This window comes from Dactylosporangium fulvum, from assembly GCF_025137375.1.
Classification (GTDB): Bacteria; Actinomycetota; Actinomycetes; order Mycobacteriales; family Micromonosporaceae; genus Dactylosporangium; species Dactylosporangium fulvum.
Map to the genome: position 1 here is coordinate 8,931,304 of NZ_CP073720.1, position 18,667 is coordinate 8,949,970.

An 18,667-nucleotide genomic window follows, 5' to 3' on the forward strand; every position below is an offset into this window, starting at 1 on the left:
TGCTTCAGCGTACTCAGACTTCCAGCTGCAACTGGCGGGGGCGTTGTGCAGGTGTTGTGACGGTCGTTCCCGGGAGGGCCACCTGCAGCTCAACGGTGCCTTCCACGAGCCCCCGGCCGACGGAGCGGAGCACGATCCGGCCGGGCATGAGGCGTGCGAGTGAGGTCGGTACCGCGCTGCGCTGCTCGGTGGCGAGCACGAGGTGGACACCGACCGCCTTGCCGTCCGCCGCCACCCTCGTGAGTGCGTCGTTGAGCAGCACGTCGTGGCCGTCGACGAGCACCAGCACGCGGGCGCCGTGGTGCTCGGCGAGCGCGGCCCGCTCCACGACGAGGTTCTCGATGGTGCGCAGCAGCTCCAGGGCGGCGGCGCCGCTGACCCGGTACACGCGCAGGGCGGTGCCGTCGTAGCGGCGGGCGAAGGTGGCCGCGATCGTGTCGAGCAGCGTGGTCTTCCCCGCGCCGGCCGGGCCGTAGATCAGCAGGTGGCCGAGCTCGTCGAGGTCGAGCTGCCAGACCTGGCGGGTCTGCGAGTTCGGCAGGTCGACCATGCCGATCGGCGCCGCGAACGCCGGGCCGTCGGGGAGGTCCAGCTCGTCGAGCGTGTACGTGGCGGCGAGCGGCGGTTGCCAGGCCCGCGGCTGGTCCGGCACACGGGCCTCCCGGTGCGCGGCGTCGATCGCCTCGACCAGCCGCTGCAGGTCGGTCTGGTCGCCGTCCTCGGTCACCGGGTCGGCGGCGTCGGCGTCGAGGCCGGACTCGAAACGGACCTCGGTGATCGTCGTCGGCAGGGCGCGCCGGCCGTTCGGCGAGCGGACGCCGCCGTAGGCGACCTGCACCGGCTCCGGCTCCCCACCGCCGGCACGCACGAACGCCCGGCCGGGCAGCAGCGGGGACAGGTGGGCGGCGTCCGGCCGTTCGAGCACCTCGAGGCTGTCGACCTCCTCCTCGACCCGCAGCGCGATCCGCAGCGACGCCTCGGCGCGCAGGTCGTCGTCGACCACACCGTGTGGCGCCGCCGTGGCGAGCAGGAGGTGTACGCCCGAGTTCCGCCCCCTGCGGGCCACCTCGCGCAGGCCGGTCACGAACTCGGCCGCCACGGCGGCGAACTCGGCGACCACGATGAGCAGGTTGGCCGGGGCGGCCGCCGGGTGCTTACGCTCCATCTCGGTGATGTCCTTGACGCCGTGGCGGCGCAGGATCGCCTCCCGGCGCCGGACCTCCGCGTTGAGCGAGATCAGGACCCGGCGGGCCTGGTGCTGGTCGTCGTCGGCGAACAGCCCGACCGTGTGCGGCAGCGCGACGCACCCGGCGAACGTGCCGGCCCCCGGCTCGTCCACGAGCACGAAGGTGAGCCGGTTCGCCGGGTAGGTCGCGGCGAGCGCGGCGAGGTACGACCGCAGCAGCCAGGAGCGGCCCGAGCCGGCGACCCCGGTGACAAGGCCGTGCGGGCCGTCGCGGCGCAGGTCGACGGTGACCGGCCCGGTGCCGCCGAGGCCGACGGGCGCGCCCAGGCCGCGGTCGCGGGTCGCCGGCACCCACCGCTTGACGATCGCGCTCGGGGTGACCTCCCCGAGGTTCAGCACTTCGGCGAGCGGCGCGATGCGCGGTGCCGCGCCGCCGGCCGCGTCCCGGGTGGCGGCGAGGGCGCGGGCGACCCGGTCGGCGACGGTCGGGCTCAGCCCGTCCGCCTGCTGCCTGACCACCCCGGCGGGGAGGTCCTCGGCCCGCTCGGCGCCCACCAGCAGGCTGATGCCGCCCCGCGGGCCGTCTTCGACCAGCCGGGCCAGCGCCTCAGGCCGTACCAGATCCGGATCCGGAAGCACGACCACCACGTGCGGCGTGAACGCCTCCGCGATCGCGTGCCGTCCCCGCCGGCGCTGGCGCAGGAGCGCCTCCACGAGCGCGATGATGCGGTCCCGGTCGTCCTCGTCGGCGGCGATGGTCCGCGCGCCGGGCGCGATCGCGGCGGTCAGCGTGCGGGTGTGCGGCAGCCAGCCGGTCCAGGTCCACCGCGCCACGTCGTCGGGGTGGCACAGGACGACCAGCCCCAGGTCGTTGGGGCGGACGAGGGTGGCCAGCTGGACGGCCCACGAGCGCAGCACGGCCTCGCGGGTGTCGCCTGTGACACCGAGCGCGCCGAGCGTGCGCAGGTCCGCCTCGACCGGCACGTCGAGGTCGACGGCGTGCTTCTCACGCAGGGCGGTGATCCGGTCGGTGTGCGCGGGGTCGAAGTCGCCGGTCGTCGCCGCCTGCTCGAACCGCAGCCGGCTCGGCTGGTCCGCGGTGCCGGTGCGCAGCACGAGGAAGTCCCGGTCGTCGGGGCGGCGGGTGGGCTGTTCGTGGCGCTCGGCGGCCCGTGCCAGATGCGCCAGGCTCGGTACCTCGGCCCGCCGGCTGCGCATGACGGACCGGTGCTTGACGGCCGCGTCGACCTCGGCCCGGTCCATGGCCGCGGCGAACTCGGCGGCCGGATCGGCCGGGTTCCGCCGGAACCGGCGCTTCTTGAGCGGTTGCGGTACCGCTGGAAGCCACACGGCCGGCGGCGGCCCCTTCGGCGCGGGCTGCTCCCCGGGCACCTCCTCGACGGTGATCAGGGTGGCGCCGAGGCGCAGCAGCTGGCCGTTCGTCAGGGTGACGGTGCCCTGGAGCGGCTCCCCGTCCAGCTTCGTGCCGACCGGCGAGCGCAGGTCGGTCGCGGCGACCTCGTGGCTGCCGATGCCGAGATGCAGGTGCCGCCGGCCCGCGGTCGGGTCGTTGAGCACCAGGTCACCGGCGGGATCGGTGCCGATGACAAACTCGCCCTGCCGCAGCGGTAGCCAGGTCCCGGCGTCCGGGCCGGCGACGACGAGCAGCTCGAACCGGTGGTCCCCGTCGTCCTTCGGCAGCGGCGGCTGCTCGGGCGGGCCGAGCAGGAGGATGTCGCCACAGCGCAGGCCTTGCTCGCCGACGGGCTTGGCCGGGTCGAGCCGATTGCCGGTGCGCTCCAGCCAGGCCCAGGTGGTCTGCTGGGGGCGGTCCGCCGGGTCGAGGGTGGCGAGGTACGCGGTGATCAGCTGGGTGACGCTGCCACCGGGGTCGGCACGCAGGCGGACCGTCCGGTCCATGGTCGCCGTCGAATCCCGGCGCGCCACCCGCACGTCGATCAGCAGGTCCATGGACCGGCACCTTCCTTCCCGCGCAGCGTTATCCGTCGTCGGTCTCCAGAAAGCCTGGTGGCGGGGCGGACGCACTGCAGGGCTCTGCCCTCGACAGTAAGCGCCGCGACGCCGAGTGGATCGCATCGACGCGCGCCAGGATTTCGCGTTATACGCTCCTAAAACGGGCGAAATGCCGCGCGGGTTACCCTCGTGGACCATGACAGTCCACGTCGCGATGTGGTCCGGCCCCCGCAACATCTCGACGGCGATGATGCGCAGCTTCGGCACGCGCGCCGACACGACCGTCGTCGACGAGCCGCTCGACGCCCACTACGTGGCGGTCACCGGCATCAAGTGGCTCGGGTCGGTGACCAACGCGACCTCGGCTATCCGCAGCAGATGTCGATCTTCCGGCGGTGGTGCCGCAGCGCGCCGCCGACCCAGTAGCGGAGGTCGGCGTTGCGTTGGTCGTACCGCTGGAGCGTCTCAATCTTCCTTCGCCTGATCGCCGATCGCGATCAGGATCTCACGCAGCCGGTCGGCCGCCTCGATGACCATGGCCTCAGGTGCGGCGGCGAAGAGCCGGGCCTGTGCGCCCGTGACCGCGCGGACGACCCGCTCGGCCATCCGGACCCCGTCGGGGCTGAGCCTGACCCAGGCGACCCGCGCGTCGGCGGCGTCGGCCTCCCGCTCGATGAGCCCGTCCTGCTGGAGACGCCGGAGCACGTTGCTGATGCCGCCGGAGGTGAGCAGCAATCCGGCGGCGAGCTCGGAGGGCTTCATCGCATACGGCTCGCCGGCCCTGCGCAGGGCGGACAGCACGTCGAACTCGGCCGGGGTGAGCCCGAGCGCGCCGGTCTCGTTGCGGACCGCTTCCTGGAGCCGCCCGGCCAGCCGGTGGATGCGCTTCCCGAGGTCCATGGCCGGTGAGACCGTGTCGGGCAGTTGCTGCCGCCACTCCTCGACGATGACGTCGACCTGGTCCCTGCGCATGCCTTGCAGCGTATCGCCCGCCATCAGCGCCGGCTCCGTTCTCCGCCCGCGGCGGTGCCCGCCTTGATCGAGGGAACCTCGATCTTGAGCAGCGCCGGAACAGGGCTAGTCGGTCACCGTGGCGAAGACGGTCGCGTCCGGGGCGGCCAGGTGGATCGGGGCCGACGGGGACACCGCGCGGACGGCGGACCGGCCCGCGGTGTCCAGAGCGGAGGCCTCCGTCACGACGGCAGCCGCCTCCAGCTTCGTCGCGCCCGACGACACAGCCGACGCCACGGCGAGCTGGAGCGCCGTCAGCGACAGCGACGGCAGCGTCACCGACGCCGCGTTGTACGTCCGGCCGTCGCCGTCGCGAACGGCCGCACCCTCGGCGGCGCCGATCCTGGCACGGGCCGCGCGCGCGAGCGTGACCAGCTTGGCGTCCTCGGCGGAAAGCTCAGGCATCGGCGTGCTGCCTCTCGGTCTCGGGGGTCGCCTGCTCCTCGTCCTCGGGTTCGGCCCGGCGGACGAGCAGGGTGTCGATGCGGTTGCGCCGGCCGGTCGTGCCCTCGGCGACGAGGACCAGGCCGCCGACGACCGCGGTCGCGCCGGGGATCGGCACGCGGCCGAGGGCCTGCGCCAGCAGGCCCGCCACCGTCTCGACCTCGTCGGCGGGCAGTTCGACGCCGAACAGCTCGCCGAGGTCCTCGATCGGCAGGCGGCTGGTGACCCGGACCGCGCCGTCGGGCAGCTCCTCGACCGGCGGGCGCTCCGCCACGTCATACTCGTCGGTGATCTCGCCGACGATCTCTTCGAGGATGTCCTCGATGGTGACGAGGCCGGCCGTTCCGCCGTACTCGTCGATGATGATCGCCATGTGGGTGCGCGCCGCCTGCATCTCGCGGAGCAGGTCGTCGACCGGCTTGGACTCCGGCACGAACGTGGCGTCGCGCATCACCTGGGCGACCGGCATCTCGGTCGCGCCCTTGTCGTCGCCGGCGGTGCGGCGGACGAGGTCCTTGAGATAAACGATGCCGAGGACGTCGTCGACGTTCTCGCCGACGACCGGGATGCGGGAGAAGCCGCTGCGCATCGCGAGCATCATCGCCTGGCGGACGGTCTTGTGCGCCTCGATCCAGAGCATCTCGGTGCGCGGGACCATGACCTCGCGGGCGATGGTCGTGCCCAGCGCGAAGACCGAGTGGATCATCTCGCGCTCGCCGTGCTCCACCACGCCGCGCTGCTCGGCCAGGTCGACGAGCTCACGCAGCTCGATCGTGGTCGCGAAGGGACCTTCGCGGTACCCCTTGCCGGGCGTGACGGCGTTACCGATGAGGATCAGCAGGCGGGCGAGCGGCCCGAGGGCCGTGCCGAGCCAGCGCACGAGGGGCGCGGCGATCCGGGCCACGTTGTACGCGTGCTGGCGGCCCATCGTGCGCGGGGCGACCCCGACCACGACGAAGCTGACGACGGTCATCGAGCCGGCGGTGATCAGCGCCGCCAGCCAGTCGCGGTCTCCCCCGACCGCGGCCGCGGTGACCAGTGCGACGAGTGTCGTCGCGGTCAGCTCGCAGAGCAGTCGCAGGAGCAGGAGCAGGTTGATGTACCGGGCCGGGTCGGCCGCGACGACCTGCAGTGCGCGGGCGCCGGGGCGGCCCTCACGGGCGAGCTCGTGCGCGCGGGCCGGCGACACCACGTTGAGGGCTGCGTCGGTCATCGCGAACAGACCCGCGAGCACGACCAGCCCGGCGGCCGTGGTCAGCAGGGTGGCGTCGTTCAACGCGTCACGACTTTCGCCAGCTCTCGAGCAGGCGCGCCTGGAGGCCGAACATCTCGGCCTCCTCCTCCGGCTCGGCGTGGTCGTAGCCGAGCAGGTGGAGCGTGCCGTGCACGGTGAGTAGCGCCAGCTCGTCGATCGTCGAGTGCCCGGCGGCGGCGGCCTGCTTGGCGGCCACCTCCGGGCACAACACGATGTCGCCGAGCAGGGCCGGCTCGCCGCTGCCCTCCCCGGGGCCGTGGTCGACGCTGCCCTCGTCCATCGGGAAGGCCAGGACGTCGGTCGGGCCGTCGCCGTCCATCCACCGGTGGTTGAGCTCGGTCATGTATTCCACGTCGACGAGCAGGATCGACAGCTCGGCGAGCGGGTTGACCCCCATCTCGTCGAGAGCGTGCCGCGCCACGGCGAGAATGGTGTCGGAGTTGACGTCGACGCCGGACTCGTTGGCGATCTCGATGGACAACAGGGCTCCTGACTCGGTCAGCGTCGTCGCCCGTGCCGGCCGCCCTGTGCGGCGCGGTCCGGGACGGCGCGCACCGGCTGCTCAGCCTCCTGCGCTTCGTCCCACCGGGCGTAGGCGTCGACGATCTCACTCACCAGCCGGTGGCGCACGACGTCGGCGCTGCCGAGCAGGGCGAAGTGCACGTCCTCGACGCCGTCGAGGATCTCACGGACCACTCGCAGGCCGCTGCGTGTCCCCCCGGGCAGGTCGACCTGCGTCACGTCACCGGTGACGACGATCTTCGACCCGAAGCCGAGCCGCGTCAGGAACATCTTCATCTGCTCGGGCGTGGTGTTCTGCGCCTCGTCCAGGATGATGAAGGCGTCGTTGAGGGTGCGGCCACGCATGTAGGCCAGCGGCGCGACCTCGATCGTCCCGGCGGCCATCAGCTTCGGGATGGACTCCGGGTCGATCATGTCGTGCAGCGCGTCGTAGAGCGGGCGCAAGTAGGGGTCGATCTTGTCGTAGAGCGTGCCGGGCAGGAAGCCCAGCCGCTCGCCGGCCTCGACCGCCGGCCGGGTCAGGATGATCCGGTTGACCTGCTTGGCCTGCAGCGCCTGGACGGCCTTCGCCATGGCGAGATACGTCTTGCCGGTGCCCGCCGGCCCGATGCCGAACACGACGGTGTGCTGGTCGATCGAGTCGACGTAGCGCTTCTGGCCCAGCGTCTTCGGCCGGATCGTGCGGCCCCGCCGGGAGAGGATGTTGAGCGTCAGCACCTCGGCCGGGCGCTCGGTGGTGTTCTGCTCCAGCATGCCGACGGTGCGCCGGACGGTGTCCGTGGTGAGGGTCTCACCCTTGCGCACCAGCTCGATCAGCTCGCTGAAGATGCGTTCGGCCAGCGCATTGTCCGCGGCCGCGCCGGTGATGGTGATCTCGTTTCCCCGAACGTGCACGTCGCTCCGCACGGACCGCTCGACGAGCTTGAGAATCTCGTCTCCGGCGCCGAGCAGTCTGACCATCGTGTGCGGATCGGGAACCGTGATCTTGCTGATGGCCCGCACGGGCTGCTCCGACGACGCTGCCGGCGTGGGGGTTGGGGTCTCGGTCATACCTTGGCCGCGTTGGGCCTCAAGCACCTGCTTCCGGGCTCGCTCCTGTCCTGGCCTCTCATGGTATCGGCTGACCGCCAGGACGGCCGTTCCCATTTCTCCCCCGAATCGGTTCAGCCGAACATGTCAACTCCCGGGGAATCCCGTCAAACGTCCCCGGCGTGCCGCTGCGGGCTGGTAAGGAGGCAGATGACCGATTTTCTGGGAGGTCCCCCGCAATGGTCGTACGCAGCGGATACATCGACGGCGAGCCGTGCTGGGCCGACGTGGTCGCGCCCGACCTGCCGGCGGCGCAGCACTTCTACGCGGCGCTATTCGGCTGGACGTACGTCGATACGGGAGCCGACTTCGGCAACTACGTCATGTGCTGCAAGGACGACCGGATCGTCGCCGGGATGAGCCCGCCGATGCCGGGCTCCGAGCAACTGCCGGCGGCCTGGAGCCTGTACCTCATGTCGCACGACCTGGCGGACACCGCCCGCCGGATCGACGAGCACGGCGGCAAGCTGCTCGTCGCACCCATGGAGATCCCGCACAACGGCCGGATGCTGTTCGCCACGGACCCGTCGGGCGCGGCGTTCGGCGCGTGGGAGCCCGGCCGGCACACCGGATCGCAGCTGTTCGACGAGAACGGCGCCCTGTGCTGGGCGGAGGTGAACACCCGGGAACCGACCGTGACGGACTTCTTCTACCACGGCCTGTTCGGCTACCGGCAGACCCGCATCAACGGCGGCGGCAAGCGGTTCGACTACTCCGCGTGGAGCCTCGGTGACGCCGACCCGGTCGCGGGCCGGCTGACGATGACCGAGGCGTGGGAGGGCGTGCCGCCGCACTGGATGGTCTACTTCGCCACCGACGACACCGACCGGGCGGTGGCCCGGATCGCCGCGGCCGGCGGTGAGGTGCAGCACGGCCCGTTCGACTCGCCACACGGTCGCATCGCCGTGGTCGTCGACCCGAACGGGGCCGTGTTCACCCTGATCAGCCGTTAGAAGGCATGGCCGTCGAAGGCCTCCTGACCCCTCGTGAACCGGTACGTCGCCCAGTGCATCCGCACGACCCGGCCCTCGTCGTCGCGGGTCAGGCGGAGCAGCTCGCCGGCCTCACGCCCGGACACCGTCCGGAACACGTCGGGCTCGCCCTCGACCGGCGCGAAGACCGCCGGCGGCCGCTTGGCGGGCTGGTCCACGCTCCGCGTGTGCAGCGACCCGTCGCGCCAGGTGAAGACGTACTCGAAGCCCTCACCCCACCAGCGGCCGAGCACCGAGCGGTACCGCTCGGGCGCCGGCGGGCCGGGTGTCCACGGCGTGATGTCGGCCGGGTCGTGCTCGACAACGGCGGCCAGCAGCTGGTGCGGGAGTTCGATGACCTCGCCGGCGGTACCTGACGAGCCGAGCGACGCCACCGCGAGCGCACCCGGGGTACCGCCGCCGCCGGCCCTTCCGTAGACACCCGCCAGGAAGCCCGGCATGGCGCCGTCGTGGCCGACGTGCAGGATCCGCTCGCCGCCCGGCTGCGGCTGGAGGACCAGCCCGAGGCCGAACCCGCGCGCCCACAGCACGTCTTCGGTCACGACCTGCGGCGTGCGCATCTCCTCCACGGTCGACGCGGCCAGCACCGAGCCGGCGGGGTCCATCTCCCACGGGTCGGCCAGGAACGCGGCCCAGCGCGCCATGTCGGCCGCGGTGCTCCACAGCTGGGCAGCCGGGCCGATCGCGCCGAAGTCGTCCGGCCGCTCCGGGTGCGCGTAGTCGGACCAGGCGTCGACCATGTACCCGACCACGGGTCGCCGCGGGGTGACCGTCGTGTCGTGCAGGCCGAGCGGCTCGAGGATGCGGTCGCGCAGCACCTCCTCCCAGGTGCCGCCGCGCAGCCGGCCGACGACGTGGCCGAGCAGCGCGAACGCCAGGTTGGAGTAATGGAAGCGCAGCCCGGGCCGCAGCACCTGCTCCGCGCGGTCGAGCTGGGCGAGCAGCGTCTCGACGTCGACGGCGGTCATGCTGTCCCACACGTCGCCGTACGGCTCGCGCTGGAGCCCCGACAGGTGCGAGAGCATTCGCCCGACGGTCAGCTCACCGTGGGCCTTGACCGGCAGGTGCCTGGCGAGCTGGTCGTCGAGGTCGAGCAGCCCGTCGTCGCGGCACTGCATGACGAGGGCCGCGGTGAACGTCTTCGTGACGGACCCGATCCGCAGCTGGCTGTCGGCGCCGATGTCCGCGCCCACCTGGAACGTCCACAGAGGACGATCGGCCCGGTGCACCGCGACGCTGAGGGCCGGCACCCGGGCGTCCGCCTGCACCTGGCGGACCATCCGCTCGTACCGCTGCGTCGGCTTCATACCGTCCACCTCGAAGGCCGACCGGCGGTCACGGCGCGACCATCGGGCCGAGCGGCTTGCCGCCCAGGATGTGCGCGTGGACGTGGAAGACCTCCTGGCCACCGTGCTCGCCGACGTTGAAGAGCACGCGGTAGCCCCGCTCCGGCAGGCCCTCGGCCTCGGCCACGACCGCGCAGATCCTCAGCACCTCCCCGGCGAGGGCCGGGTCGGCGGTCGCGAGCTCGGCGACGTCGCGGTGGTGCGCCTTGGGGATCACCAGGATGTGGACCGGGGCCTTGGGCCCGATGTCACGGAACGCGAGCGTCCGGTCGGTCTCGTGGACCACCGTCGCCGGGATCTCTCCCGCGACGATGCGACAGAACAGGCAGTCATTCGTCACGTTCGCATCTTAGGGTCCTCCATGCGCTGATCATGGACGACAGGCTGCGCGGCATGGCTGCACGCAGAGTGTTGGTGACGGGCGCTTCACGCGGTATCGGTACGGCCGTCGCCCATGCCTTCGCCGCACAGGCGACCGGGTCGCGCTGCACCACCGCAAATCGGCCGAACTGGCCGAGCAGGTGCGCGCCTCCCTGCCGGGCGAGAGACACGTCGTCGTCTCCGGCGACCTGGCCGACCCGCTTGCGGTCCGCTCCTTCGTCGACGGCGCGGTGCTGACCCAGTCCCTGGCCCTGGCCCTCGGCCCGCACGGGATCGCGGTCTCGGCGGTGGCCCGGGCTTCGTCGCCACCGACATGGGCCAGACGATCATGGATGCCGGCGACGGTGCCGCGATCCGGGCGCAGAGCCCGTTCAACCGGGTGGCCCGCCCGGCGGAGGTCGCCGGCGCGGTCCTGTTCCTGGCGTCGTCGGAGTGGTCGTCGGGCACGGTGCTGGACCTCAACGGCGCCAGCTACTTCCGCTGAGCGCCCTTCACGGTTGACCTCGGTCGTCCTTGCGAGCCGCGCTACCAGCGGCCCAGCCGGACGGACAGCGCCGACAGGGCGGCCGCGCCGGCCGTCGACGTGCGCAGCACCTCGCGGCCGAGGCGGACCGGGGTGGCGTCGCCGAAGGACGCCAGCTCCTCGGGGGCGATGCCGCCCTCCGGCCCGACGACCAGCGTGATCTCGCCGGAAGAGGGGAGGTCGACGGCCGACAGCGGTGCCGTCGCCTCCTCGTGCAACACGAGCACCGTCCCGGACAGGGAGAGTTGCCTGGTCGTCCGGGCCTCGGTGACCTCCGGCAGCCACGGCCGGCGGGACTGTTTCACCGCCTCGCGGACCGTGGACCGCCAGCGCTCGAGCGGCTTGGCGTCCTTCCAGCGGGCGATCGACCGCGCCGCCTGCCACGGCACGATCCGGTCCGCGCCGACCTCGGTCAGCAGCTGTACGGCCAGTTCGCCCCGCTCCCCCTTCGCGATCCCCTGCACGACGGTGATCGAGGGGTCAGCGGGCGGCACGTGCTCGACGTCACCGAGGAAGAGATCGAGGGCACCCTTGCGCGCGGCGGTCACCTCGGCCCGGACCAGGCCGCCCCGCCCGTCGGACAGGAGCAGCGCCTCGCCGGCGGTGAGGCGCTGCACGTCGGCCGCGTGGTGCCCCTCCGGCCCGTCGAGCCGGAAGTCAGGTCCCGCCGGCAGCGACGGGACCAGAAAGAGCGGCAGGCTCACGCCGCCTCCGCCCCGCTCCGGCAGCGCAAGCCAGAACCGAGCCCATGGTGAGCGGCCCCTCCGCTCCGCTCCGGCAGCGCGAGCCAAAAACTGAACCCATGGTGAGCGGCCCCTCCGCTCCGCTCCGGACCGCTCACGCGTGCCCGTTGAAGGCGTCGCGCATCCGGGAGAAGAAGCCGCCCTGCTTGGACAGCTCGGCGACCTCCTCGCCGCGGGACCGGGCGAACTCGCGCAGCAGGCGCTCCTGCTCCGGCTCGAGGCGCATAGGGGTGCGGACGTCGAGGTGCACGTAGAGGTCGCCGCGGCCGGTGCCGCGCAGGTGCGGCACGCCCTTGCCGCGGATGCGCAGCGTCGACGACGGCTGGGTGCCCGCCTTGACGTCGACCGTCTCCTCGCCGTCGAGGGTCTTGATGGTCAGCCGCGTGCCGAGGGCGGCGGCCGTCATCGGGACCGTGACCCGGCAGTGCAGGTCGTCGTCCTTGCGGGAGTACACGTCGTGGGGACGCTCGTGGATCTCGACGTAGAGGTCGCCGGGCGGGCCACCGCCGGGGCCGACCTCACCCTGCTGGGCCAGCCGGATCCGCATGCCGTCCTCGACCCCGGAGGGGATCTTCACGGTGAGCGTGCGGCGCGTGCGGACCCGTCCGTCGCCGCCGCAGGTCCCGCACGGGTGCGGGATGACCGTGCCGAAGCCCTGGCAGGCCGAGCACGGCCGGGCCGACACGACCTGGCCGAGGAACGTGCGCTGCACCGACTGGACCTCGCCCCGGCCGCCGCAGATCTCACAGGTCTGCGGGTGGGTGCCGGGCGCGGTGCCGGCGCCGGAGCAGGTGCCGCAGACGACCGCGGTGTCGACCGTGATCGGCGCCTCGACGCCGAACGCCGTCTCGTGCAGGTCGAGATCAAGCCGCAGGATCGCGTCGGCGCCGGGCCGGGTGCGCGGGCGCGGCCCGCGACTCGACGTCGTGCCGAAGAAGGCGTCCATGATGTCCTGGAAACCGACGAACGCGCCACCGGCCGGTCCGCCACCACCACCGGCGGGCGCCAGCGGATCGCCACCCAGGTCGACCATCTCCCGCTTGCGCGGGTCGGACAGGACCTCGTAGGCGGCGTTGATCTCCTTGAACTTCTCCTGCGCCGCGGGGTCGGGATTGACGTCCGGGTGGAATTCGCGGGCCAACCGACGGTAGGCCCGCTTGATCTCATCGGCTGTGGAGTCCCGTTTGACGCCGAGAATCCCGTAATAATCCTTCGCCACTGAGTCCTATGCCCCTGACTCGTCCATGAGTTTCAACTTTGCGCCAGCAGATCGCCCACGTAGCGTGCCACGGCGCGCACGGTCGCGATGTTGCCGGGGTAGTCCATGCGGGTCGGCCCCAGCACGCCCATGCCGCCCACGACCATCGCGCCCGGCCCGTAGCCCGTCGCCACGATCGATGTCCCGCGCAGGTCCTCGATCTCGTTCTCGTCGCCGATCCGGACCCGGGTCATGCTCGGCTCCACCTCACCGAAGAGCTTGAGCAGGATGACCTCCTCCTCGAGCGCCTCGAGGATCGGCCGGAGCGAGCCCTGGAAGTCGAGCAGGCCGCCGCGGGCGAGGTTGGCCGTGCCGGCGAGCGCGATGCGCTCCTCCGTACGCTCGACCAGCGTCTCCAGCAGCACCGTCGACAGGGCGGTCATCGGCGGGCGCAGGCTCGACGAGCACTCCTCGACGAGCCTCTGCACCAGCGGCGGGCTGTCGACCAGCCGCTTGCCGACGAGCTTCTCGTTGATCATGCGGCGTAGCTCGGTGACGTCGTCCGCCAGGATCGGACCGGGCAGGTCGACGAGACGCTGCTCCACCCGGCCCGTCTCGGCGATCATCACGACCATGAGCCGGGTGGTGGAGATCGGCACGAGCTCGAAGTGCCGGACGCTCGCACGGGACAGGCTCGGATACTGCACCACGGCGACCTGCCGGGTCAGCTGCGCGAGCAGACGGACGGTGCGGTGGACCACGTCGTCGAGGTCGACCGCGCCGATCAGGAAGCGCTCGATGGCCCGCCGCTCCGCCTGGCTGAGCGGCTTGACCCGGGACAGCTTGTCGACGAACAGCCGATATCCGGCGTCGGTGGGCACCCGGCCGGCACTGGTGTGCGGCTGCCGGATATACCCTTCCTCCTCCAGCACGGCCATGTCGTTGCGGACCGTCGCCGGTGAGACCCGCAGGTTGTGCCGCTCGACCAGCGCTTTGCTGCCGACCGGCTCCTGGGTGGCGACGTAGTCCTCGACGATTGCGCGCAGCACCTCCAGCTTGCGCTCGTCAAGGGCCATGGCACCTCCTCGAAGACTGGCACTCCCGCGTAGTGAGTGCCAGTCTACGTCGCCGCGGCGACCCACGCGATGATCGTTATGTGCACAATGGGTCTCTTGGGGCATGGTCTGGGCAAAGTTTGTCGAGAACAAGTCATGCCGTGTCGCTGGCGTGACTTGATCGGGCCACCTACCGTGACCCCCATGAGTGAACCACCTCGCCCGGGGGACTACGGCTCTCCGTCGGACCCCAACTCCACGCCTCCCTCGTACTCGGTGCCGGGCGAGGCCCCCGGAACCGCGTACCCGCCGCCCACCTCCGGTGCCGGCTACGGCCCGCCGCCCACCTCCGGCGCGGGCTACCAACAGCCGGGCTACCAGCAGCCGGGCAACGCCTACGGCGCGGGTTACCAGCCGGGCGCCTACGGTGCCCCGGGTGGCGCGCCGGCCGGCTACGCCAACAGCGACGAGAAGACCTGGGCGCTCATCGCGCACTTCGGCGGCATCGTGGTCGGCTTCATCGCCCCGCTCGTCGCGCTGCTCGTGAAGGGCAACGAGTCGCCCACGGTGAAAGCGCACGCCAACGAGTCCCTGAACTTCCAGCTCACCTGGGGCGTCGGCGCCATGATCATCGCCGTGATCCTCGGGGTCTGCTCGTTCGGCATCCTGATCTTCCTGCCGTTCCTCGTGTGGATCTTCATCCTCGTCTTCGCGATCATCGCCGGCATGAAGGCCAACAACGGCGAGCTGTACCGCTACCCGGCCACCTTCCGTTTCCTCAAGTAATCCGTCCGATCGTGGCGCGCGCCCGCCGATCACCCTAAGTGATAGCGCGCGCCACGAGGTCGGCCAGCAGCCGGCCCCGCAGCGTCAGCACCGCCCGGCCCGCCTCGAAGGCGGCGGCGTCGAGCTGACCGTCCGCCAGGCAGTCCCGCGCACCGGCCAGCCCCTCCGGGGAGAGCACCGGCAGCGGCAGCCCGTCCGAGAGCCTGATCCGCAGCAGCACGTCCTCCATGTGACGTTCTTCCGGCGTCAGTACCTCACGTGCCTGCCCCGGCGACACCCCGTCCGCGAGCCGCGCCGCATACGTGTGCGGGTGTTTCACGTTCCACCAGCGCACACCGCCGATGTGGCTGTGCGCGCCGGGCCCGAGCCCCCACCAGTCGCCGCCCCGCCAGTACAGCTCGTTGTGCCGGCAGGGCGACTCCCGTGACCAGTTGGACACCTCGTACCAGCCGAAGCCGGCGGCCGTGAGCGTCTCCTCCGCCGCCAGGTATCGGTCGGCGGCCACGTCGTCGTCGGGATAGGGCAGCTCACCGCGGCGCATCCGGGCGGCCATGCGGGTGCCGTCCTCGACGATGAGCGCGTATGCGCTGACGTGGTCCACGCCGGCGTCGATCGCCGTGCGCAGCGAGGACGCGAAGTCCTCGGCACGCTCCCCGGGTGTGCCGTAGATGAGATCGAGATTCACGCGGGAGAATCCGGCGGCGTGCGCCTCGGCGACCGCGGCCGCCGGCCGTCCCGGCGTGTGGCGCCGGTCCAGGACGGCGAGCACCTGCGACGCGACCGACTGCATGCCGAGCGAGATCCGGTTGAACCCGGCCGCCCGCAGCTCGCGCAGCGCCGCGAGGTCGACCGACTCGGGATTGGCCTCGGTGGTGACCTCAGCGTCGGCCGCGAGGCCCCAGGTCCGGTCGATGCCCTCGAGGATGCGGCCCAGCTCGGCCGGCGGCAGCAGCGTGGGCGTGCCGCCGCCGAAGAACACCGTGTCGACGCGCGGCGGCCGGACCACCTTGGCCGCCAGGGCCAGCTCGTCGAGGACCTGCTCGACGTAGCCGGTGCTCACCACGCCCTCGCTCGCCGTATAGGTGTTGAAGTCGCAGTAGCCGCAGCGCGTGGCGCAGAACGGAACGTGGACGTAGACGCCGAAGCCGCTCGCGCCGGCGACGTCGGCGACACCGTCGGGCAACGAACCGTCGGGTGGGATCGGCTCGCCTTCTGGCAGTGCTCCGGGCATTTCACTAGTGTGCCCGCATGTCTCTCGTGCGGTCACAAACCGAGCGGGGCGTGGCGACGCTCACCCTCGACAGCCCGTCCAACCGAAACGCGCTGTCGACGGCCCTGATCGAGGAGCTGCTCGCGGCGCTCGCGGCCGCGGAGGCCGACGGCACCGTGCGGGTCGTCGTGCTCTCCCACACCGGTCCCGTCTTCTGCTCCGGCGCCGATCTCAAGGAGACGGCGGCCGCCTTCGGCACCGGAAAGCCGCCGATCAACCGGCTCGGCGAGGTCCTGACGGCCATCTGGGAGGGCCGCAAGCCGGTGGTCGCACGGGTGGCCGGCCCGGCGCGCGCCGGCGGCCTGGGCCTCATCGCGGCCGCGGACCTGGCGGTCTGCACCCTGGACGCCACGTTCGCGTTCTCGGAGGTCCGCATCGGCGTCATCCCCGCAGTGATCTCCGCCACAGTGCTGCCCCGGCTGTCACCGCGGGCGGCCGCCGAGTTGTTCCTCACCGGGGACACCTTCGACGGCGCACGGGCTGCCGAGGTGGGCCTGGTGACCGCCGCGGTGGACGCGGCCTCGCTCGACGCGGCGGTCGCCGGCTACGTCGCGGCGCTGGTCCGCGGAGCGCCCGGCGCCCTCGCGGGCACCAGACAGCTCCTGCGCCGACGGAAATCGGACACGTTCCGTGACGACGTGGCGGAACTGACCGAACTGTCCGTCCAATACTTCGGATCGAGCGAAGGGGTCGAGGGAATCCTCGCCTTTCGGGAGAAACGAGACCCGAATTGGATCCCGGATGGGGCGTGACGTCCGAATCTGGTAGCGGCGGGAACGTACGCTGGTCGAGTTCTCTTGGCGGGAGGTGACGATGCGTGTCCGGCGGGCGGTCACGGTGACGGCGGTGGTCGCCGTCGCCATGGTCATCGGCGCCTATTTCGTCCTGCGGCACATCGGCGAAAATCTGCCGTTGCGCATCCCGATGGGCAGGGCGTGTGTCGTCAATGCCGGCGACGCCTCGGCCAACGCCGCCTCCGGCTCGGCCGCGAGTTCCGGCGCGGTGGCGCTGGACGCCGAGCAGATCGCCAACGCCGCGACGATCACCGCCGTGGGCATCACACGCAAGATCCCGCACCGCGGGCTGGTCGTCGCGCTGGCGACCGCCTGGCAGGAGTCCAAGCTGGAGAACCTCTCCGGCGGCGACCGCGACTCCATCGGCCTCTTCCAGCAGCGCCCCAGTCAGGGCTGGGGCAAACCGGAGCAGATCGCCGACCCGCGCTATGCGGCGAACGCCTTCTACACCGGCCTGCTCAAGGTCAAGGGCTGGGAGCAGATGCGGGTCACCGACGCCGCCCAGGCGGTGCAGCGCAGCGCCCACCCGGAGGCCTACGAGAAGTGGGCCGACGAGTCGGAGATCATGGTGCGCGCGCTGACCGGCGAGGTCACCGGCGCGGTGGCGTGCAGCGTCACCGAGGACGGCAGCCACGGCCCCGAGGCCGCCAAGGCACTCGGCGCGAGCCTGAAGCTCGACTGGGGCAACATCGGCACCGCCGACGTCGCCGACCTCGTCGGCGTGGCGCTGAAGGTCCGCGAGCCGAAGACCGGCTGGCAGTATGCACACTGGCTGGTCGCTCATGCCCAGGAGCACGGCGTCAAGCGGGTCGTCTTCAACGACATGCAGTGGACGGCCGACAGCGGTGAGTGGGCGCGGGTCACGGAGCGTGGTGGCATCAATGCCGGTCCGGCGGGCGAGCGGGTCGTCGCCGAGGTCTACTGAAAGGCCTTGACGTTCCGCGCGACCAGCGGGTTGTCGCCCGTTCGTACATTGTCAGGTGGCCAACTCCCGAGTCGGACGGATATGCACCTCGCGTTACGATCGGTCGTTCCCTCGTTGGCAAAAGTAAGGGGAGGACATGACGTCCGCTGCACCCGATTACGACGGTCTCACCGGCTATGAGCCGATCAGCGAGGCCGACCGTAAGGAGTTCCTGGATCAGGGCTTCCTGCTGGTCCGCAACGTCCTGAAGGAAGACCACCGCGCGCAGCTCGAAGCCGCGATGGACCGGGTCTACGCCGAGGAGAAAGCGGCCGGCTCCAGCAGCATGAAGAAGGACGGCACGCTGCACCTGCTGGGCTTCCTGACGCGTGACGACCTCTTCGGGCACCTGCTGACCCAGCCGACCCTCTTCCCCTACATGTGGGGCCTGGCCGGCTGGAACATCTACACGCACCACAACCACCTCGACGTCACGCCTCCGACGTCCGAGGAGGAGCCGCCCTCGTGGGGCTGGCACCAGGACGGGTACCGGCAGAACTCCGACCCGGAGACCATGGACCCGAACCTGCCTCGGCCGATGTTCTCGCTGAAGATCGCCTACGTCATCTCCGACCTGTCGGAGACGGGCCGGGGCGCCACCAAGGTCATCCCGGGCAGCCACCTCTGGAACTCACTGCCCCGTCCGGCCGACACCACGGTGCACAACCCCGACCCCGAGGGCACCGTCGAGATCACGGCCAACCCGGGTGACTGCTTCATCTTCGACCGGCGCCTCTGGCACTCCCGGTCGCCGAACTACTCGGACGTCACCCGCAAGATGCTGTTCATCGGCTACACCTACCGGTGGATCCGCAACCTGGACGACATGCCGATCGACTACAACAGCGAGTGGTGGGCCAACCGCACGCCGGTCCAGCGCCAGCTCTGCGGCGAGGCGACGCACACGGCGAACCACTGGGGCATCAACTGGAACGGGTACATCGACGAGGAGATCCCGCTCCGCAAGGAACTCAAGACGCGCGGCCTCCTCGACCGCTCCGTCCCCTGGCTCCGCTAGTCCCCTGCTGCTGACCCGCGCGGCCCGACCTGACGGGCGCCGCGTCGGAGTCGGGCCATGATCGAGGGAAAGATTCGGCTGCCTCAGCGACCGAATCCTTCCCTCGATCATGGTGC

20 protein-coding genes are annotated in these 18,667 nt (G+C 71.6%); 7 read left to right on the forward strand and 13 right to left on the reverse strand.

The genetic code is table 11. The features are described from left to right. Positions 1 to 13: 13 nt before the first annotated feature. Positions 14 to 3,157, reverse strand: a complete 3,144-nt coding sequence (locus Dfulv_RS40980; RefSeq protein WP_259859196.1) for an FtsK/SpoIIIE domain-containing protein — start codon at positions 3,155 to 3,157, stop codon at positions 14 to 16. A 115-nt stretch (positions 3,158 to 3,272) separates the two neighbouring features. On the opposite strand from Dfulv_RS40980, the gene Dfulv_RS40985 reads away from it, so the two are divergent. Then, positions 3,273 to 3,644 carry a sulfotransferase-like domain-containing protein gene (locus tag Dfulv_RS40985; protein ID WP_259859197.1) on the forward strand — a complete coding sequence of 124 codons (372 nt, stop codon included), beginning with the start codon at positions 3,273 to 3,275 and terminating at the stop codon, positions 3,642 to 3,644. Here Dfulv_RS40985 and Dfulv_RS40990 read toward each other — a convergent pair. The 5 genes from Dfulv_RS40990 to Dfulv_RS41010 form a co-directional block, all read right to left on the reverse strand. Continuing rightward, entirely contained in the window at positions 3,626 to 4,132 is a 507-nt protein-coding gene (locus Dfulv_RS40990) for a MarR family winged helix-turn-helix transcriptional regulator (protein ID WP_259859198.1), read from the reverse strand. The genes Dfulv_RS40985 and Dfulv_RS40990 overlap by 19 nt on opposite strands. A 105-nt stretch (positions 4,133 to 4,237) precedes the next feature. Continuing rightward, positions 4,238 to 4,576, reverse strand: coding sequence for a cytidine/deoxycytidylate deaminase family protein (locus tag Dfulv_RS40995; protein WP_259859199.1), 339 nt, complete (start codon positions 4,574 to 4,576; stop codon positions 4,238 to 4,240). After that, positions 4,569 to 5,828, reverse strand: a complete 1,260-nt coding sequence (locus tag Dfulv_RS41000; RefSeq protein WP_259869184.1) for a hemolysin family protein — start codon at positions 5,826 to 5,828, stop codon at positions 4,569 to 4,571. Before Dfulv_RS41000 ends, Dfulv_RS40995 begins: the two co-directional genes overlap by 8 nt. Positions 5,829 to 5,895: 67 nt before the next feature. Beyond that, on the reverse strand, positions 5,896 to 6,351 hold the full coding sequence (gene ybeY / locus Dfulv_RS41005; RefSeq protein WP_259859200.1) for an rRNA maturation RNase YbeY: 456 nt from the start codon (positions 6,349 to 6,351) through the stop codon (positions 5,896 to 5,898). A gap of 17 nt (positions 6,352 to 6,368) precedes the next feature. Next, entirely contained in the window at positions 6,369 to 7,442 is a 1,074-nt protein-coding gene (locus tag Dfulv_RS41010) for a PhoH family protein (RefSeq protein WP_259859201.1), read from the reverse strand. 218 nt (positions 7,443 to 7,660) lie between these two features. Between Dfulv_RS41010 and Dfulv_RS41015 the strand changes: the two genes are divergently transcribed. Then, on the forward strand, positions 7,661 to 8,434 hold the full coding sequence (locus tag Dfulv_RS41015; RefSeq protein ID WP_259859202.1) for a VOC family protein: 774 nt from the start codon (positions 7,661 to 7,663) through the stop codon (positions 8,432 to 8,434). Here Dfulv_RS41015 and Dfulv_RS41020 read toward each other — a convergent pair. The 3 genes from Dfulv_RS41020 to Dfulv_RS41030 are packed head-to-tail and all read right to left on the reverse strand — an operon-like array spanning position 8,431 to position 10,469. Continuing rightward, positions 8,431 to 9,780 carry a serine hydrolase domain-containing protein gene (locus tag Dfulv_RS41020; protein ID WP_259859203.1) on the reverse strand — a complete coding sequence of 450 codons (1,350 nt, stop codon included), beginning with the start codon at positions 9,778 to 9,780 and terminating at the stop codon, positions 8,431 to 8,433. The two genes, Dfulv_RS41015 and Dfulv_RS41020, sit on opposite strands and share 4 nt — an antisense overlap. 28 nt (positions 9,781 to 9,808) lie before the next feature. Continuing rightward, positions 9,809 to 10,159 (reverse strand): histidine triad nucleotide-binding protein, encoded by a 351-nt coding sequence (locus tag Dfulv_RS41025; protein WP_259859204.1) that lies wholly within the window; start codon positions 10,157 to 10,159, stop codon positions 9,809 to 9,811. Then, a complete protein-coding gene (locus Dfulv_RS41030; protein ID WP_259859205.1) occupies positions 10,149 to 10,469 on the reverse strand; it encodes a hypothetical protein in 321 nt (106 codons plus the stop codon). Before Dfulv_RS41030 ends, Dfulv_RS41025 begins: the two co-directional genes overlap by 11 nt. A 44-nt stretch (positions 10,470 to 10,513) precedes the next feature. Between Dfulv_RS41030 and Dfulv_RS41035 the strand changes: the two genes are divergently transcribed. Continuing rightward, positions 10,514 to 10,684, forward strand: coding sequence for a Rossmann-fold NAD(P)-binding domain-containing protein (locus tag Dfulv_RS41035; RefSeq protein ID WP_259859206.1), 171 nt, complete (start codon positions 10,514 to 10,516; stop codon positions 10,682 to 10,684). A 41-nt stretch (positions 10,685 to 10,725) separates the two neighbouring features. Here the strand turns inward: Dfulv_RS41035 and Dfulv_RS41040 are convergent, their stop codons facing one another. The 3 genes from Dfulv_RS41040 to hrcA all read right to left on the reverse strand — a co-directional run bounded on the left by Dfulv_RS41040 (position 10,726) and on the right by hrcA (position 13,740). Further along, positions 10,726 to 11,427 carry a 16S rRNA (uracil(1498)-N(3))-methyltransferase gene (locus tag Dfulv_RS41040; RefSeq protein ID WP_259859207.1) on the reverse strand — a complete coding sequence of 234 codons (702 nt, stop codon included), beginning with the start codon at positions 11,425 to 11,427 and terminating at the stop codon, positions 10,726 to 10,728. A gap of 133 nt (positions 11,428 to 11,560) precedes the next feature. Then, the gene (dnaJ, locus tag Dfulv_RS41045) at positions 11,561 to 12,685 is read right to left on the reverse strand and encodes a molecular chaperone DnaJ (RefSeq protein WP_259859208.1); all 1,125 of its coding nucleotides are present in this window, start codon (positions 12,683 to 12,685) and stop codon (positions 11,561 to 11,563) included. Between the two features lie 32 nt (positions 12,686 to 12,717). Continuing rightward, positions 12,718 to 13,740: a heat-inducible transcriptional repressor HrcA gene (gene hrcA / locus Dfulv_RS41050; RefSeq protein ID WP_259859209.1), complete on the reverse strand. Its 1,023-nt coding sequence runs from the start codon at positions 13,738 to 13,740 to the stop codon at positions 12,718 to 12,720. A gap of 183 nt (positions 13,741 to 13,923) precedes the next feature. On the opposite strand from hrcA, the gene Dfulv_RS41055 reads away from it, so the two are divergent. Beyond that, a complete protein-coding gene (locus tag Dfulv_RS41055) occupies positions 13,924 to 14,505 on the forward strand; it encodes a DUF4870 domain-containing protein (RefSeq protein ID WP_259859210.1) in 582 nt (193 codons plus the stop codon). A gap of 34 nt (positions 14,506 to 14,539) precedes the next feature. Here Dfulv_RS41055 and hemW read toward each other — a convergent pair whose 3' ends face one another. After that, positions 14,540 to 15,736: a radical SAM family heme chaperone HemW gene (hemW, locus tag Dfulv_RS41060; RefSeq protein WP_259859211.1), complete on the reverse strand. Its 1,197-nt coding sequence runs from the start codon at positions 15,734 to 15,736 to the stop codon at positions 14,540 to 14,542. A gap of 17 nt (positions 15,737 to 15,753) precedes the next feature. Here hemW and Dfulv_RS41065 point away from each other — a divergent pair, with 17 nt between their 5' ends. From Dfulv_RS41065 to Dfulv_RS41075, 3 genes are all read left to right on the forward strand, one after another. Beyond that, positions 15,754 to 16,527 (forward strand): enoyl-CoA hydratase-related protein, encoded by a 774-nt coding sequence (locus Dfulv_RS41065; RefSeq protein WP_259859212.1) that lies wholly within the window; start codon positions 15,754 to 15,756, stop codon positions 16,525 to 16,527. 61 nt (positions 16,528 to 16,588) lie between these two features. Beyond that, entirely contained in the window at positions 16,589 to 17,494 is a 906-nt protein-coding gene (locus tag Dfulv_RS41070; RefSeq protein ID WP_259859213.1) for a hypothetical protein, read from the forward strand. Positions 17,495 to 17,630: 136 nt separating this feature from the next. Then, positions 17,631 to 18,551 carry a phytanoyl-CoA dioxygenase family protein gene (locus Dfulv_RS41075; protein WP_259859214.1) on the forward strand — a complete coding sequence of 307 codons (921 nt, stop codon included), beginning with the start codon at positions 17,631 to 17,633 and terminating at the stop codon, positions 18,549 to 18,551. Positions 18,552 to 18,667: the final 116 nt, after the last annotated feature.